Source organism: Streptomyces sp. NPDC101234 (genome assembly GCF_044767525.1).
In the GTDB taxonomy this organism is placed as follows: domain Bacteria; phylum Actinomycetota; class Actinomycetes; order Streptomycetales; family Streptomycetaceae; genus Streptomyces; species Streptomyces sasae.
This window is the reverse complement of sequence record NZ_JBIWOA010000003.1, coordinates 376,253-392,981: the sequence shown is the minus strand read 5'-3', so window position 1 is coordinate 392,981 and position 16,729 is coordinate 376,253. Positions and strand designations below refer to the sequence as shown.

11 protein-coding genes are annotated in these 16,729 nt (G+C 72.5%); 7 read left to right on the top strand and 4 right to left on the bottom strand.

Going from position 1 to position 16,729, the window contains the following annotated elements:
- Positions 1 to 70: 70 nt before the first annotated feature.
- Entirely contained in the window at positions 71 to 1,468 is a 1,398-nt protein-coding gene (locus ACIRR9_RS08205; RefSeq protein ID WP_403748860.1) for a serine/threonine-protein kinase, read from the bottom strand.
- 46 nt (positions 1,469 to 1,514) lie between these two features.
- Between ACIRR9_RS08205 and ACIRR9_RS08200 the strand changes: the two genes are divergently transcribed.
- From ACIRR9_RS08200 to helR, 3 genes are all read left to right on the top strand, one after another.
- Positions 1,515 to 2,063 carry an RNA polymerase sigma factor gene (locus ACIRR9_RS08200; protein ID WP_403748857.1) on the top strand — a complete coding sequence of 183 codons (549 nt, stop codon included), beginning with the start codon at positions 1,515 to 1,517 and terminating at the stop codon, positions 2,061 to 2,063.
- Between the two features lie 170 nt (positions 2,064 to 2,233).
- A complete protein-coding gene (locus ACIRR9_RS08195) occupies positions 2,234 to 3,436 on the top strand; it encodes a glycosyltransferase (RefSeq protein WP_403748855.1) in 1,203 nt (400 codons plus the stop codon).
- 190 nt (positions 3,437 to 3,626) lie between these two features.
- Positions 3,627 to 5,801 (top strand): RNA polymerase recycling motor ATPase HelR, encoded by a 2,175-nt coding sequence (gene helR, locus ACIRR9_RS08190; protein WP_403748852.1) that lies wholly within the window; start codon positions 3,627 to 3,629, stop codon positions 5,799 to 5,801.
- Positions 5,802 to 5,837: 36 nt separating this feature from the next.
- Here helR and ACIRR9_RS08185 read toward each other — a convergent pair whose 3' ends face one another.
- The gene (locus ACIRR9_RS08185; protein ID WP_403748850.1) at positions 5,838 to 8,225 is read right to left on the bottom strand and encodes a SpoIIE family protein phosphatase; all 2,388 of its coding nucleotides are present in this window, start codon (positions 8,223 to 8,225) and stop codon (positions 5,838 to 5,840) included.
- Between the two features lie 273 nt (positions 8,226 to 8,498).
- On the opposite strand from ACIRR9_RS08185, the gene ACIRR9_RS08180 reads away from it, so the two are divergent.
- The 4 genes from ACIRR9_RS08180 to ACIRR9_RS08165 all read left to right on the top strand — a co-directional run bounded on the left by ACIRR9_RS08180 (position 8,499) and on the right by ACIRR9_RS08165 (position 14,470).
- A complete protein-coding gene (locus tag ACIRR9_RS08180) occupies positions 8,499 to 11,600 on the top strand; it encodes a glycoside hydrolase family 2 TIM barrel-domain containing protein (RefSeq protein ID WP_403748847.1) in 3,102 nt (1,033 codons plus the stop codon).
- A 147-nt stretch (positions 11,601 to 11,747) separates the two neighbouring features.
- Complete coding sequence (locus ACIRR9_RS08175) at positions 11,748 to 11,987, top strand: hypothetical protein (RefSeq protein WP_365350087.1); 240 nt, start codon at positions 11,748 to 11,750, stop codon at positions 11,985 to 11,987.
- A 3-nt stretch (positions 11,988 to 11,990) separates the two neighbouring features.
- The gene (locus ACIRR9_RS08170; protein WP_365350089.1) at positions 11,991 to 12,368 is read left to right on the top strand and encodes a toxin Doc; all 378 of its coding nucleotides are present in this window, start codon (positions 11,991 to 11,993) and stop codon (positions 12,366 to 12,368) included.
- Between the two features lie 464 nt (positions 12,369 to 12,832).
- Complete coding sequence (locus ACIRR9_RS08165) at positions 12,833 to 14,470, top strand: RICIN domain-containing protein (RefSeq protein ID WP_403748843.1); 1,638 nt, start codon at positions 12,833 to 12,835, stop codon at positions 14,468 to 14,470.
- A 51-nt stretch (positions 14,471 to 14,521) separates the two neighbouring features.
- On the opposite strand, the gene ACIRR9_RS08160 is transcribed toward ACIRR9_RS08165, so the two are convergent.
- Together ACIRR9_RS08160 and ACIRR9_RS08155 are read right to left on the bottom strand one after the other, a co-directional pair.
- Complete coding sequence (locus ACIRR9_RS08160; RefSeq protein WP_403748840.1) at positions 14,522 to 15,499, bottom strand: 2-hydroxyacid dehydrogenase; 978 nt, start codon at positions 15,497 to 15,499, stop codon at positions 14,522 to 14,524.
- A complete protein-coding gene (locus ACIRR9_RS08155) occupies positions 15,496 to 16,665 on the bottom strand; it encodes a lactate 2-monooxygenase (protein WP_403748837.1) in 1,170 nt (389 codons plus the stop codon). The genes ACIRR9_RS08160 and ACIRR9_RS08155 overlap by 4 nt, the downstream gene beginning before the upstream one ends.
- Between the last annotated feature and the right edge of the window lie 64 nt (positions 16,666 to 16,729).

The window sequence follows — 16,729 nt, the reverse complement described above, 5'->3', positions numbered from 1 at the left end:
CGTGCACCGTCTCTCTCATCCGATGCTCGAAGCGGCGGAAAAGTTCGGGGCCACGCCGGAATTCGTCCGGTCAGGTGACCTTCAGGGAGCGAAGTATGCCGTCCGTCGTGTCACGGTCGGCCGCGCCCTTCTGCCGTATCTGGACGTACACCTGGGGCTGGGAGTCCCCGCCGGCCGGGCCGAGGGCCGCCTCCTGGATCGAGCCGCCGGTTCCGGAGCAGTCGCTCCAGGTGCGGATCCTGCCCTTCCAGGCGGTGCCGGAGAACGCACGGCTGCCGTCGTAGTGGCAGTCGTCGTGGGACAGCGCGGTCACCTTGGCCGTGAGGTCGCCGTGCTCGCTCACGCCGATGAACACACCGTTCACCGCGGCCGTCAGGTCCTGCCACTTCGACACGTCGTCGGCCACCTCCAGACCCGGCTCCTGCCCCGAGGCCAGACCGAGGGCCCGCGGATTCCAGCCGGAGTTGCGCAGCTCGCCCGCCCACGCGGACGGCACCTGGGCCACCACCCGCCCGGTGGAGTCCGTGACCCGGGACTCCTGGCCCGCCGACCCGTGCCGCTCGACCATGGTGACCGCGACGGCCGTGCCCCCGGCCGCCAGCACCGCGGCGACGATCAGGGTGACCGCGTTCAGCCGTCTTCGGACCCCGTCCAGCCGCTTCGGCCGGCGCGCCGTGGCGGCCGCCGCCAGCCGGTCCAGTTCGTCGGCGAAAGCGTGCGCGGTGGGCCAGCGCCGCTGCCGGTCCGGCTCCAGGGCCCGCATCAGCGCCCGCTGCACATCGTCCCCGAGGTCCGGCCGCAGCCGCTCGGGCCGTACGACCTGCCCGGGCGCCGCCGGCACCGCCCCGGTGACCAGCTCATAGCCCACCGCGCCCAGCGCGTAGACGTCGGCGCGCGCGTCGATGCCCTCGCCGGGCTGGGCCTGCTCCGGCGGCTGGTACCCCGCCGAACCGGCCGCGAGGGTGAGCCCCGACGCCTGCGCCAGGCTCTTCGCGAGCCCCAGGTCGGCCAGCAGGACCCGCCGGGTGCCGTCCTGCGCGGTGCGCAGCAGCACATTGGTCGGCTTGATGTCCCGGTGCACGATCCCCGCCTCGTGCAGATCCGCCGCGCCGCGCGCCGCCAGGGCGGTCAGCCGCAGCGCGTCGGGGACCGGGAGCGGGCCACCGGCGAGCAGATCGGCGAGGGTGCCCGCGTCGGCGTACTCCATCACGAAGTACGGCCGCCCGTCGGGGAGTTCGCCGATGTCGTAGACCTGCACCACACGCTTGGAGTCGGCCCGGCGCAGCAGCCGCGCCTCGGACAGGAACCGGTCGTGGATGTCCAGCCGGTGGGACCAGTTGTCGGCGAGTACCTTCACCGCGACCGAGGCGTCCAACTGGTCGTCGTGGGCGAGCCAGACCGTACCGAAGGCGCCGGTGCCCAGGCGCCGTTCCAGGCGATAGCGGCCGATCCGCTCGAGGGGTTGCATACGACTATCATGCCTGCCCTGAGATCGACTTCGAGGGGGACCTCCCGTGCCGGACGCCACGCTGACCGAAGACCTCGCCCGGCGGGCCGCCGCCGGTGACCAGCTGGCACTGAACCAGCTGCTCAGCGAGGTGTGGCCGGACGTCGTACGACGCTGTGGCCGGTTCCTGCCGTGCCGGGAGGACGCCGAGGAAGCGGCCCAGGACGTGCTGCTCCAGGTCTCCCGGAAGATCTCCACCTTCGAGGGCCGCAGCCGCTTCAGCACCTGGCTCTACACGGTCATCGCCAACTGCTCCCGGCAGAAGTACCGGGACCTGAAGCGACGGGCCGCGGAGCAGCCGGCCACCATCGAACCCACCGCGCATGTCGACCCGCGTACGACGAGTGTGATCGCGGGCTCCCGGATCGATCTGCTGGAGGCGCTGGACCGGCTGGAGCGGGAGCACCCGCAGCTCGTGGCGCCGCTGGTCTACCGGGACATCTGCCAGCTGGACTACGCCGAGGTCGCCGAGCGGGTGGGGATTCCGCTGGGGACGCTGAAGTCCCGGCTGCACGAGGCGCGCAAGCAGGTCAGGCCCTGGCTGAGCGCGCCGTAGGAACGGCGATGGCCGCGTCTCCGCGGCCCGCACACACATAAGGCGAGGAGTTCGTCCACTCCTCGCCACTCTCAACTTATAGCGCACTGGGGGGCTTGCGGCAAGGCCCCCCTCGTCCCGCAGAATCGCAGGCCGAAGCCAGGAACCGCGGTAATTGGGGGATGTGCGTCATGCGTGTGCTGTTGATGGGATTTGGGTCGCGCGGAGACGTGGAGCCACTGGCGGGGCTCGCCCGTGCGCTGCGGGAACTCGGTGCTGAGGCGCTGCTCTGTGCCCCGCCCGACGAGGAGTACGCCGAGCTGGCGGCCCGGGCCGGTGTGCCGCACGTGCCGTTCGGGCCGTCCGTGCGGGCCCTGGTGACCAGGCCGAATCCGTCCCCGGAGGACGCGTTCAAGCTCGCCCCCGAGCTGGTCGCCGCGCACTTCGACACGGTCGCCCCGGCGGCCGAGGGGTGCGATGTGCTGGTGGCGAGCGGTCTGATGCCGGCCGGCGCGCGGTCGGTCACCGAGAAGCTGGGCATCCGCTACGTGCTCGCGTGCTTCCACCCGTTCGGACTGCCGTCCTCGCACCGCCCGCCCGCGGGGCGCCCGGGCCGTCCGGCCCCGCCGGACGCCGACCTGCGGACCCTGTGGAAGGTGGACGCGGAGCGGGTGAACGCGCTGTACGGCGAGGCACTGAACACCCACCGGGCCGCGCTCGGCCTGCCGCCGGTGGACAACGTCCGCGACCACGTCCTCACCGGCCGGCCGTGGCTGGCGGCGGACCCGGTGCTGGCCCCCTGGCGGGACACGACGGATCTCGACCTCCTGCAGACCGGGGCCTGGATCCTGCCCGACGAGCGCCCGCTGCCGGCCGACCTGGCCGCGTTCCTGGGGGCCGGCGAACCGCCGGTGTACGTCGGCTTCGGCAGTATGGCGATGCGCGGCGCGCCCGACGTCGCCCGGGTCGCCGTCGAGGCGGTCCGCGCCCAGGGCCACCGGGTCCTCGTCGGACGCGGCTGGGCCGACCTGGCCCTCGTCGACGGCGAGGACGACTGCTTCGCGATCGGCGAGGTCAACCACCAGGCCTTGTTCCGCCGGGTGGCCGCCGTCGTCCACCACGGCGGCGCGGGCACCACCACGACCGCCGCCGTGGCCGGTGCGCCCCAGGTGGTCGTGCCCCAGATCGTGGACCAGCCGCACTGGGCCGCCCGGGTGGCCGCCCTGGGCATCGGCGCGGCCCACGACGGCCCGACGCCGACCTTCGACTCCCTCTCGGCCGCGCTCGCGACGGCTCTGGCCCCCGAGACCCGGACCCGCGCGGCCGCGGTGGCGGGCACGGTCCGCACCGACGGAGCGACGACGGCGGCCCGGCTGCTCCTCGACGGGGCCTGAGCGGCTGACGGTCACCGTGGCGCCCCATAGGGGCGCGGGGAACTGCGCGACCAGCCACGACGGCGCCGCAGCCTCCCACGCACCGTGACCTCTGAGTTCTGGATGACGGTCGCCGTCCCAGCCCCCCTCCATGCTCGTCCTGCCCCCGTACGCGCCCCCGGCCGCACGGCCTCTCCACGGAGCTGATGCATTGCACCCCCTGACCACCAGCGCCTTCGACCTGCCCGAAAGCCTGTCCGCCAAGGCGGCCCCCGCCCTGATCGCCGGCGACGAACGGCACTTCGCCGCCATCGCTCGCTGCCTCGACGAGACCATCGCCGAGCTGTCCGACCAGCTCGACGCCGAGCTCAGGGCGCCGGGCGGCACCGGCCGGGCCGCGATGGACCGGGACATCGAGGTCCACCGGCTCACCGGACGGCTGCGCACCCTGCGCCGCTTCGGCCTGGACCTGTGCCTCGGGCACATCGTCGGCGCCGACGACCCCGAGCCCGTGTACATCGGCCGGCTCGGCCTCACCGACAGCGAGGGCCGCCGGCTGCTTCTCGACTGGCGTTCCCCCGCGGCCGAGCCCTTCTTCGCGGCGACCCACGCCGACCCGATGGGGCTGCGCAGCCGCCGCAGGTACCGCTGGACGAACGGCCGGATCGGCGACTACTGGGACGAGGTGTTCACCGCCGACGGGCTCGACGGGCATGTCGCGCTCGACGACCAGTCCGCCTTCATCGCCAGCCTGGGCGCCGACCGGTCGGAACGGATGCGCGATGTGCTCGCCACCATCCAGGCCGACCAGGACGCCATCATCCGCGCGGGATCCCGGGGCGCCCTCGTCGTCGACGGCGGCCCGGGCACCGGCAAGACCGTCGTCGCCCTGCACCGCACCGCCCACCTCCTGTACTCCGACCCGCGCCTCGGTCACCGCCGGGGCGGTGTGCTGTTCGTCGGCCCGCACCGGCCCTATCTGAACTACGTCTCCGACGTGCTGCCCAGCCTCGGCGAGGAGGGCGTGCAGACCTGCGTCCTGCGGGACCTCGTCGACGAGGGAGCCGACGCGGCACCCGAGACCGACCCGGAGGCGGCCCGTCTGAAGTCGTCCGCCGACATGGTGCGGGCGATCGAGACGGCCGTCCGCTTCTACGAGGAGCCCCCCGCCACGGGGATGACGGTCACCACCGACTGGGCCGACCTGCGGCTGACCGCCGCCGACTGGGCCGACGCGTTCCGGGCGCCGGGGCCGAGCACACCGCACAACGAGGCCCGCGACCAGATCTGGGAGGAGCTGGCCGCCATCCTGCTGGACAAGTACGACGGCGACGACGTCACGCCCGAGGAGTTCCGCGGGTCCCTGCGGCAGGACGGGGAACTGGTCGACGCCCTCAACGGCGCATGGCCGCTGCTGGAGGCGTCCGACCTGGTCGGAGACCTGTGGTCGGTCCCCGCCTATCTGCGGATGTGCGCCCCCTGGCTGGACCGCGACCAGGTCCGGACGCTGCAGCGCGCGGACCCGCACGCCTGGACGGTGTCCGACCTGCCGCTCCTGGACGCGGCCCGGCAGCGGCTCGGCGACCCGGAGGCGGCGCGGCGCAGGCAGCGGCAGGAGGCCGTCCTCGCCGCCCAGCGCGAGCGCATGGCGCAGGTCGTCGACAACCTGATCGGGGCGGTCGCCGACTCCGGCGCCGACGGCGACGAGGGCGAGGGCCTGGTGCGGATGCTGCGCGGTGCGGACGCCGAGGTCAGCCTGGTCGACGAGTCCGAACTGCCCGCCCTCGCCCCGGACCTGCTGGCCGGCCCGTTCGCGCACATCGTCGTCGACGAGGCCCAGGAACTGACCGACGCGGAGTGGCAGATGCTGCTGCTGCGCTGCCCGTCCCGGAGCTTCACCATTGTCGGGGACCGCGCCCAGGCCCGGCACGGGTTCACGGAGACCTGGCAGGAACGCCTGGAGCGGGTCGGGCTCGACCGGATCACCATGGCCTCGCTGAGCATCAACTACCGGACGCCGGAGGAGGTCATGGCAGAGGCCGAGCCGGTCATCCGGGCCGCGCTCCCGGACGCCAACGTGCCGACCTCGATCCGCGCCGGCGGCCTGCCCGTCGTCCACGGTTCCGTGGCCGAGCTGGACCAGGTCCTCGACACCTGGCTCGCCGCCCATGCCGAAGGCGTCGGCTGCGTGATCGGCGACCCCGGCTTCACACCGACGTCCCGCGTCCGGTCGCTGACACCGGAGCTGTCGAAGGGGCTCGAATTCGACCTGGTCGTCCTCGTCGACCCGGAGAAGTTCGGCGAGGGCGTCGAGGGCGCGGTCGACCGCTACGTCGCGATGACCCGGGCGACACAGCAGCTGGTCGTCCTCACGAGCGTGTCCTAGACGGTCGTGGACGGTTCTGGACCGTCTTGGACCGTCCTAGAGGCCGTCCTCCTCCTCGAACAGGGACAGCTCCGCCCAGATCGTCTTGCCCTCGGCGGTGTGCCGGCTGCCCCAGCGCTGGGTCAGCTGGGCCACCAGCAGCAGTCCCCGGCCGCCCTCGTCCCAGGTCTTGGCCCGGCGCAGGTGCGGGGCGGTATGGCTGCTGTCGGAGACCTCGCAGATGAGGGTGGGCGTGTCATGGATCAGCCGGAGACGGATGGGGTGGGCGCCGTAGCGGATGGCGTTGGTGACCAGTTCGCTGACCACCAGCTCCGCCGTGAAGGCGGCCGTGCTCAGACCCCATTCGTCCAGCTGCTTCACGACCTGTTTGCGGATCGGCGCGACCAGCGCGGGGTCGACGGGCACGTCCCAGCTCGCCACCCGGGACGGCGGCAGGCCCTGGGTGCGGGCCAGCAGCAGGGCCACGTCGTCGGCCGCGCCGCCCGACGGCAGCAGGGCGTGCAGGATCCGGTCGCAGGTCTCGTCCAGGGAGTCGCTGTACGCCGCGAGCGCCTCGTGGAGGAGCCGGAGACCGGTGTCCGGGTCGCGGTGCTGGGACGTGATCAGCCCGTCCGTGAACATGGCCAGCACGGTGCCCTCGGGCAGCTCGATCTCGGTGGACTCGAACGGCAGCCCGCCCAGGCCCAGCGGGGGACCGGCGGGCAGGTCCACCTCGTGCAGGCGGTGGCCCGGGCGCAGCACGACGGGCGGCGGATGGCCGGCGCGGGCCAGCGTGCAGCGCCGGGACACCGGGTCGTAGACGGCGTACAGACAGGTCGCGCCGACCTCGCCGGGGCTGGCTTCGCCGCCCTGTTCCTCCGAGAGCCGGACCACCAGGTCGTCGAGGTGGGTGAGCAGCTCGTCCGGGGCCAGGTCGATGTCGGCCAGGGTGCGCACGGCGGTGCGCAGCCGGCCCATGGTGGCCGAGGCCTGCACTCCGTGGCCGACGACGTCCCCGACGACCATCGCGACCCGCAGCCCGGACAGCGGGATCACGTCGAACCAGTCGCCGCCCACCCCGGCCCGGGCGGCCGGCAGATAGCGGGAGGCGGCCTGCAGGGCGGCGGTGCGCGGCAGCGTCCGGGGCAGCAGACTGCGCTGCAGGGCCAGGGCGGTCTCGCGCTCGCGCGAGTAGCGGCGGGCGTTGTCGATGCAGACGGCGGCCCGGGCCGTGATCTCCTCGGCCAGCAGCACGTCGTCCGGGCTGAACGGGTCGGGCCGCCGGTGCCGGTTCAGCACCGCGACCCCCAGGGTCACCCCGCGCGCCTGGATGGGCACCGACATCGTGGCGTGGATACCGAAGTCGCGCACCCGCTCCGCGCGCGCCGGGTTCCAGTGCACCCACTGCTGCATGTCGCCGGAGGGCATGGAGGCCAGGATCGTACGACCCGCGATGAGCGAGTCGGCCTGCGCCGAGGCGCCCGGGTAGGACTCGGTGTGCCCCGGCTTCACCACCGCCTCGGGGACGCCGGACAGCACGGACTGGTGCGCGCTGCGGCGCAGCGTGACCGGCGCCGTCAGTCGCGCCGGGAGATCGCCGCCGTTCTCCGGCGGGTCCAGCAGATCGACGGTGACGAAGTCGGCGAGCGCCGGTACACAGACGTCCGCCAGCTCCTGTGCCGTTCGGGTGACGTCGAGGGTGCTGCCGATGCGCACGCTCGCCTCGTTGACCAGTTGCAGCCGTTCCCTGGCCAGGTAGTTCTCGGTGAAGTCGTGCGCGGCCAGGCACACGCCCCGCACTCGGCCCGCCGTGTCCGTGATCGGTGCCATCCGGGCCAGCCAGGCGTGCGCCTGCCGCTCGCCGCCCGTGCGCATATAGGTCTGGACGTCCAGCGGGCGGCCCGAGGTCAGCACCTGGAGCATGTTCTGCTCCAGTTCCGCGCTCTGCACCATGCCGCCGATCTCCGCGATCCTGAGCCCCTGGATCCGCTCCTCGGGCAGTCCGATCACCTCGGCCATCGCGTCGTTCACCCGGCGCAGCCGCAGCTGCTCGTCGTAGACGGCGATCGCGCACGGCGACTGGGTCAGCGCGGCCGTGGCCAGCGGGTCGTCCGGGGTGCGCGGGCCGCCGCCGGCCAGCGGGGAGACCACCAGCCAGTGCCCGGGACGTTCGTCGTGTGCCGCCCAATGGTGGGCGAGCAGCCAGATCGGGATCGTACGGCCGTCCCGGTGCCGGAGTTCGAGGACGCCGTCCCAACGGGGGCCGGCCGGCGCGGGCGGTGCGGTGTCACCGGCGAGCAGCAGCGCGGCGGGCCGGCCCACGACCTCGCGGGCCGCGTGGCCGAGGAGCCGTTGCGCGCCCTCGTTCCACTCGGCCAGTGTGCCGTCCTCGTCGACGACGGCCCGAGCCGTCGCCGCATCGTCGAACGGATAGACCCGGCTCATCGTCGCACTCCCAAGCGCACACTTCACAGTCAACAGGTGCACCACTGCTGTTCAGCCTAGTGCTTCGGGCCCCGCTGTGAACGGCAACCCTGTTCGGCCGGTCGGCCGCGACCGCTTCCGGTCCGAAGGGTCGAACGGGGACCGGCCAACAGGACGACAGCGGTGCCCGACCGCTTCCCGGCCCTTGACGTCCGCAAGTGTCGCACCGTCAGAATCTGTTTGTTCACGATCAGTTGTGAGTTGTTCTGAGCCCTGATGAGGGAGAGCCGCACCATGACGGTCACTCGCAGATCGGTTCTGGCAGCCGCCACGGCAGCCCCGACGGCCGGCACGCTGCTCGGCGCACCGGGAGCGTGGGCGGCCCCGGAGGCCGGTACGTCCACACAGGTCACCGGCCGCCGCACCGTCGCCCTGCGCGACGGCTGGCGGTTCGCGCTGGTCGACCCCGGCGGGATCACCGACCCCACCGGCGCCTACGCGAACGCCGCCGACCCCGGCTACGACGACTCGGCCTGGCGCCAGGTCGCCGTACCGCACGACTGGAGCATCGAGCAGGCCCCCACCACCGACCACGGCACCACCAGCGGCACCGGCTTCTTCCCCGGCGGCCTCGGCTGGTACCGGCTCGCCTTCACCCTGCCGCCCGGCTGTGCCGGCAAGCGGATCTCGGTGGAGTTCGACGGCGTCTACATGGACTCCTACGTCTACTGCAACGGCACCCAGGCCGGCCGCCACCCCTACGGCTACACCGGCTTCGCCCTCGACCTCACCGACCTGCTGCACACCGACGGCAGCACCGAGAACGTCCTCGCGGTCAAGGTGCAGAACCAGTTGCCCAGCAGCCGCTGGTACTCGGGCAGCGGCATCTACCGCGAGGCCCGCCTGGTGGTGACCGACCCGGTGCACGTGGCGCGCTGGGGGACGTATGTCACCACGCCGGACATCACCGCCGAACGCGCGGTCGTACGGGTGCGGACGGCCGTCGTCGACGAGTCCGGCGAGGGCACGGACGTGACGGTGGTCTCCCGGATCGCCGATCCCGACGGCCGTACGGTCGCCCGTACGTCCTCCACGGTCACCGTCACCGGCTCCGGAGGGAGCGCCGAGACCCATGAACTGACGGTCGACAAGCCGAAGTTGTGGGCCATCGAGAGCCCGCACCGCTACACCCTGCACACCGAGCTCCGCGTCGGCGGCACCACCACCGACACCTACCGCACGGTGTTCGGCATCCGCAGCTACCGCTTCGACCCCGACGAGGGCTTCTCCCTCAACGGCGTGCACACGAAGATCAAGGGCGTCGACCTCCACCACGACCAGGGCGCCCTCGGCGCGGCGATCAGCGCCGACGCGGTGCGCAGACAGATGACGATCATGAAGTCGATGGGCGTCAACGCCTTCCGCACCTCGCACAACCCGCCCTCGCCGCAGATGATCGAGGTCTGCGAGGAACTGGGCATCGTGATGATGGTGGAGGCCTTCGACTGCTGGCGGACCGGCAAGACCAGGTACGACTACGGCCGGTTCTTCGACGAGTGGTGCGAGAGCGACGCCACCGAGATGGTGCTCGCCGCCCGCAACTCGCCCGCCGTCGTACTGTGGTCCATCGGCAACGAGATCCCCGACTCCACCTCGACGGCCGGGCTCGCCATGGCCGACCGGATCATCGCCGCCATCAAGGCCGCCGACGACAGCCGTCCCGTGGTCATCGGCTCCAACAAGTACCACAGCGTGCCGAAGCAGGGCTCCGCAGCCGACCTGATGCTGGCCAAGCTCGACGGCCTCGGCCTCAACTACAACACCGCCAACTCCGTGGACGGACTGCACGCGGCCTACCCGCACCTGTTCCTCTTCGAGTCCGAGTCGTCGTCGGAGACCTCGACCCGGGGCGAGTACCAGGAACCGGAGCACCTCAACACCGGCGAGAACCAGACCCCGGGCCGCCGTGCGACCTCGTCCTACGACAACAACCTGGCCTCCTGGACGATGAGCGGCGAGTACGGCCACAAGAAGGACCGGGACCGCAAGTGGTTCGCGGGCCAGTTCCTGTGGTCGGGCATCGACTACATCGGCGAACCGACGCCGTACGACGTGTTCCCGGTGAAGGCGTCCTTCTTCGGCGCCGTCGACACGGCCGGCTTCCCCAAGGACATGTACCACCTCTTCCGCAGCCAGTGGGTGAGCGAGCCGATGGTGCACCTGCTGCCGATGAGCTGGAACCACGAGGCCGGGGACACGGTCGAGGTCTGGGCGTACGCCAACGTGCCCTCCGTCGAGCTGTTCCTGAACGGAACGTCCCTGGGGACAAGGGAGTTCGACACCAAGACGACCACCGACGGCCGTACCTACCTGGAGACCACCGAGGCCACCGGCGACGACAAGACCTTCACTACCGGCCCCTATCCGGGCAGTTACACCAGCCCCAACGGCAGCGCGGGCAAACTGCACCTGACCTGGAAAGTGCCCTACCATCCGGGTGAGTTGAAGGCCGTGGCCCGGCACGACGGCAAGGTGGTCGCGACCGACGTCCTGCGCACCGCCGGCGACCCGCACGCGGTACGTCTCACCGCCGACCGCCGGTCCCTCGCCGCCGACGGGCGTGCGCTGGTCTTCGTGACCGCCGAGATCGTCGACGCGCACGGCGTGGTGGTGCCGGACGCCGAGCACCTCATCTCCTTCGACGTGACCGGCGGCTCGCTCGCCGGGCTTGACAACGGCCGCGAGGAGAGCGCCGAACGCTACCAGGCGAGCACCCGGACCGCCTTCCACGGCAAGGCACTCGCCGTCATCCGCTCCGGTACGAAACCGGGCGGACTCAAGGTGACCGCGCGGGTGGACGGGCTGCGCAAGGACACCGTCACCGTGTCCGCCACCCCCGCCGGTGCCGTGGCGAGCACCCCCGCCCCCGCCTTCGGCCCGGACCACCCGGCACCGCCCAACTATCCGTACGCGGACGCCAGTTACTCCGGGCGTGCGGACACCCTCCCGGCCGCCATGCTCGACGGTGACGCGACCACCGGCTGGTCCAACGCCTTCGCCAAGTCGGCCACCGCCCTGCTGCCGGCGTTCGCCGGGGCCCGCGCCGAGGACTGGGTGTCGGTCGACTTCGGACGCGCCCGGACCTTCGACCGGGTGGCCGTCTCCTTCACCCTGGACACGACCCACGCGCTGCCCGCCTCGGTCGAGGTGGCGGTCTGGGACGGCGAGGTCCACCGGCCCGTGGACGGCACGTCGGTGGACTGGGCGACGGCCTCGGACACCCCGACCGTCATCACGTTCACCCAGGCACGCGGCTCCCGGATCCGGCTGACGCTGACCAGCGCGCACCCGGGGGAGACCTCCGGGGCGGTGCGGATCAGCCGGCTCGACATCTGACGGCGGCCCGAACGGTCCGGACGGGGCGACCGCCACTGGTCCCGTCCCGTCCGGACCGTCCGCGCCAGGACCTCGGAGGTACCGTATGCCGTCCGTGCTGACCTGCGGATATTTACGGTCGAGTACCCGCGCGGTACCGTGAAGGGCATGCCAGCTCTCAACGTGGAGTTCACCGACCGCGAGCTAGAGGACCTCAGGCAGATAGCCAAGGAGCGCGGTACGTCGATGAAGGCCCTCGTCCGCGACGCGGCCGCCGCCGACATCGCCCGGCACCGGGCCCTGCAGGAGGGGGCGGAGGAGTTCCGCCGCTTCTTCGCGGCCCATGCCGCCGAGTTCGCGGCCGCGTTTCCCGATGACGAGCCGCCCACGAAAGGCGAGGCCGCCTGAGCCATGCCGCCGGTCATCCATATAGACGTGCCCTGGCTGCTCCAGCGCCATGAGGAAGTGCTGCCGGACCAGCCCACCGTGAACGACTTCTCCGCGCTGGTCGCCGCCGTCGCCCGGCATCGCGTCGATCCGCCCCGGCTCGGCGTGGACTCCGACCCTGCCTGGCGGGCCGCCGCCCTGCTGCACACCCTCGCCCAGCTCAAGCCGCTGCCCTCGGCCAACGCCCGGTTCGCCTGTGCGACCGCCGTGGCGTACATGTTCGTCAGCGGCGCCGGTATCGACCCGCCGTACGGCGCCCTCGTCGACCTCGCCCGCGACCTGATGACCGGCAAGACCGACGTCTACGCCGCGGCGGACCGGCTCCGTTCCTGGCAGCTCTGACACCCGCCCGGACGTGCGGGGCAGACCGCCACCACCCTCGGAGGCCGCCGGCCGAGGGCGGGAGGAACGGGGCCGGCGGCCTGTTTCGCACAGAAGAGCCGCCGTTCTGCGCGGGGCCTTGCGAGGAGGGCCGGGCACCAGTCGACCACCCCGGCGGACGGGCCGGGAGGGTGCGCGCGGGACCGGGGTGGGCGCACGGTTCGCACGGGGTGTGCGGAAAGTGAATACGGCCGTTACCGGACAATGGCGGTCGGCGTCTTTCTGACTTTCTGTCAATGCTGTCGATGTTGTACGGGTGCCTTGTTGCTTGTGTGAGACTTGTGCCAGGGTGAACCACCTGCGCGGGGGAATGGCCGGGACCTATTCGGCAGTTGGGGTATGAGACCGACACCGCGTCGGCGAATTCCCGCACCCCGCCAGCGCACCGAAGAGGTACGCACCACCGCACCAAAGGAATCCGCTCAGTGCCCACCCCCCACCCGCCTCGACCTCTCTATCCGCCGCCGGGCGGTGGTCCGGGCGAGTCCGACGAGTCCCTCGCCGCCCCGCTGCGAGCCGGCTCCGACATCGAGGCCTCCCGGTCCGCCGCGCTGCTCATGGCCCGGCACTGGCGCCCCGTACAGGAATACGCGGCCATCTGCCTGGCCGTCGGCGGGCCTGTCGCCCACATGGTCGCGGCCGCCGCCTTCCACCAGGTCCTCGACCGGGTGGCCCTCGGCGAGACCGCCGACGCCCTCCGGCCCCGGCTGCTGGTCTCCGTACGCGACACGGTCGCCAACTGGTCCGCCGAGGACCGAATATCGGAAGTTCTTCCCGACCTGGGGAAACCGGCCGGTGGTCGAGGTATGCGCGCCACGAAGACCATGACACCGGAAAACCGCGCCCTCGCGGAGCGTTCATTCATGGGCCTTCCGGCGCTCGCGCAGAGTCTGCTCTGGCACGTCGAGGTCGAGGCCGAACCCATAACCGTACCGGCCGGTCTGTTGGGCATGGACACGGCAACTGCGTCGACCGCTCTCGAAGACGCCCGGGAGAAATTCCGCGAGGGCTGTGTCCGCGCCCACCGGGATCTCGCGCCGTCCCAGGAGTGCCGCTACTACAACCGGCTGCTGGACGTTCCGATCCGCCGCGGCGGCGCCCTGCTGCCGGATGTCCAGGAACATCTCGCCCAGTGCCCCTACTGCCGGGCCGCCGCCGAACAACTCGGCCATGTCGAGGGCGGACTGGGCGTACTGCTCTCCGAAGCGATCCTCGGCTGGGGAGCCCGCCGCTACCTCGACTCGCGCCCGGGCCGCAAGGGCTCCGAAGCCCCACACAGCCGTGCCGCCAACCGGCGCTCCGGCGGCGGCGGAGGGCGCCGACGCGCCGCCGCCCGGACCCGGATCCTGGCCCGTATCCCCGTCGCCGTGCGCCGCCCGCCCGGCTCCTGGTCGTCGAAGACGCTGCTCACCAGTGTCGGCGTCGCCGGGGCGGGGCTGCTGACCTCCGTGCTGGCGATCAGCGCGATGTCGGGCGGCGGCGACGGCAGCGACGCGGTCGCGACCGCGGGCCAGATCCCCGGCGACACCGACCCGGACGCGACGCCCACGCCCACCTCCGGCACGGCCGGGCTGCCCGCTGCCGACCATGTGACCCGGCTGCGCAACCAGGCCGCCCAGCTCTGCCTGGACATCAAGGGTGCGCCGAAGGCGGGGGCGAGCGTCGTCCTCGAGGTGTGCTCGACGTCCTGGACCCAGCAGTGGACGTACGAGAGCGACGGCGAGGTGCGCAGCGCGGCCGACCACAGCCTCTGCCTGGACTCGCACGCGGACGGCGGGGTCGTCATCCTCGGCACCTGCGCCGCGGCCGACGCCGAGCGCGGCCAGGACGTGCGCTACGACCTCACCGTCCAGGGCGAGTTGCTGCCCCGCTGGGACGAGACCCTCGCCCTCGCCACGGCCGGCGAGCAGGAGGGCGCGGACGTCGTCGTCAAGGTCCGCGACCACACCAGCGGCCAGCACTGGCTGACCGACTCGCCGATACCGTCCCAGAGCCGCGGCTCGCTCTCCATCGCGGGCACCGGGGCGGCCTCGGCGCAGCCCGCGGAGCTGTCCGGGAACTAGGGACGGGACGGACACGCCCCGGGACGGACACGCCCCGGGGACGGACGGCCTCTAGTTCACGACGTCCCGGGGTGCGCCGCCCGCCAGGAAGTCCAGCACGTTCTGCACGGCGGCCAGCGCGATCCGGATCAGCGTCTCCCGGGTGACGCCCCCCACGTGCGGCGACAGCACCACGTTGGGGGCGCGCAGCAACCGCAGGGCCGGGGTGGGCGGTTCGGGGTCGAAGACGTCGAGGCCCGCCCCCGCCAGGGTGCCCTTCTCCAGCGTGTCGGCCAGGGCCTCCTGGTCGATGAGCGCACCCCGGGCCGTGTTGACCACGAACGCCGTCGGCTTCAGGAGGGCGAGGCGGCCGGCGTCCAGCAGATGCCGGGTCTCGTCGGTGAGCGGACAGTGCAAGGTCACATAGTCCGCGGCGGGCAGCAGCTCCTCCAGTGGCACGTACCGCGCGTCGCCGTACCGCGCCTCGGTCTCCTCCGACGCCCGGCGCCGCTGCGTGTACAGGACCGTCATGTCGAACGCCGCGGCACGCCGTGCGACCTGCTGTCCGATCTGGCCCAGCCCCACGATGCCCAGCGTCTTGCCGGACAGCTCCGTGAGCGAGCGCTGCAGCCGGGGGAGCGCCCAGTCGCCCTCGGCCAGCGCCTGGTGCGCGGGGACCAGCTGCTTGGCGAGGGCCAGCATCAGCGCGAAGGTCTGCTCGGCCACGTTCTGCGCCTCGGCGCCGCTGGAGCCGATCGTGCACACGGACACCCCCTTCGCGCGCGCCGCGCCGGTGTCCACATAGTCGAAACCGTGGCTCGCGCACTGCACCAGCTCCAACTCCGGCGCGGCGGCGAGGTGTTCGGCGCTCACCGGGGCGAGCGCGGTGATCACGACCTGGGCCGCGCGCAGCGCGGCCGGATCCTCGCCGGCCGACTCCACGACGGTGACCTGGGCGTCGGCGGGGAAGAGGGACGCCATCCCGGCGCCGGCCGTGCGACCGCCGACGTGCGGCGGGATGACGGCGAGGACGTTCTTCGGGGCGGTCACACGGACTCCTCGACGAGGTCGGCCGCGGTGATCGCGGCGGGAGTGGAGTGCCCGGACAGGGCGAGGGTGAGGTCGAACTCGGCGAGGAGCGAGCGGATCACGTGGTCCACACCGGCCTGCCCGTCCAGGCCGAGGCCGTAGACGTACGGCCGTCCCAGCAGGACCGTCCGCGCGCCCAGGGCGAGCGCCTTGAACACGTCGTCGCCGGTGCGCACCCCGCTGTCGAAGAGCACGGTCAGCCGGTCGCCCACCGCCTCGGCGACCCGTGGCAGCGCGTCGAACGCGGCCACCGAACCGGCCACCTGACGGCCGCCGTGGTTGGACACCACGACCCCGTCCATCCCGGCGTCGGCGGCGAGCCGTGCGTCGTCGGGATGGAGCACACCCTTGAGGACGATCGGCCCGTCCCAGTGCTCCCGCAGGAAGGCGAGGTCCGGCCAGGTGTGGCTCGGGTTCCCGAACAGGCCGAGGAAGTGCAGCACGGCGGCGTTCGGGTCCTCGTGCACCGGCTTGGCGAGCCCCGCCCGGAACGCCGGGTCGGTGAAGTAGTTGGCGGTGCCCACCCCATTGAGGAACGGCAGATACGCCTGGTCGAGGTCGCGCGGGCGCCAGGACAGCAACGGCGTGTCGAGCGTGACGACCAGCACCGAGAACCCGGCCGCGCTCGCTCGTCCGAGGAAGCTCTTCGTCACCTCGCGGTCCCTGCCCCAGTACAGCTGGAACCACCGCTCGGCGTCGCCCATGGCCTCCGCCACCTGCTCCATCGGTGTGCTGGACGCCGAGGACAGGATGAACGGCACGCCCTGAGCGGCGGCGGCCCGGGCGGCCGCCGACTCGGCGTCCGGATGCATGATCGACAGCACACCGACGGGCGCCAGCGCCAGCGGGGCCGGCAGCGCACGGCCCAGCACCTCCACCGCCAGGTCCCGCTCGCCGACGTCCCGCAGCATGCGCGGCACAATGCGGCGCCGCTCCAGGGCGGCCCGGTTGGCGCGCATGGTGCTGCCGTCACCGGCGCCGCCCGCCACATAGCCGACCGGACCGGGCCCCAGCCGCCGTTCGGTCAGCTCCTCCAGCCGGGTCAGATCGGTGGGCAGCCGCGGCACCGCCCCCGTCATCCCGTTGAGATAGATCTCGTACTGGAAGTCCGCCCAGTGCTTTGCCATCCGTACGTCCCGCCTCTCACCGTCGAGTACGCGTCGTGGCGACCATACTCGGCGGTATGTAAGG

What these genes read in the sequence shown, in the direction of transcription:
- ACIRR9_RS08205 (WP_403748860.1), bottom strand. Translation starts at nt 1,468, where the DNA reads ATGCAACCCCTCGAGCGGATCGGCCGCTATCGCCTGGAACGGCGCCTG.
- ACIRR9_RS08195 (WP_403748855.1), top strand. Translation starts at nt 2,234, where the DNA reads ATGCGTGTGCTGTTGATGGGATTTGGGTCGCGCGGAGACGTGGAGCCA.
- ACIRR9_RS08185 (WP_403748850.1), bottom strand. Translation starts at nt 8,225, where the DNA reads ATGAGCCGGGTCTATCCGTTCGACGATGCGGCGACGGCTCGGGCCGTC.
- ACIRR9_RS08180 (WP_403748847.1), top strand. Translation starts at nt 8,499, where the DNA reads ATGACGGTCACTCGCAGATCGGTTCTGGCAGCCGCCACGGCAGCCCCG.
- ACIRR9_RS08175 (WP_365350087.1), top strand. Translation starts at nt 11,748, where the DNA reads ATGCCAGCTCTCAACGTGGAGTTCACCGACCGCGAGCTAGAGGACCTC.
- ACIRR9_RS08170 (WP_365350089.1), top strand. Translation starts at nt 11,991, where the DNA reads ATGCCGCCGGTCATCCATATAGACGTGCCCTGGCTGCTCCAGCGCCAT.
- ACIRR9_RS08155 (WP_403748837.1), bottom strand. Translation starts at nt 16,665, where the DNA reads ATGGCAAAGCACTGGGCGGACTTCCAGTACGAGATCTATCTCAACGGG.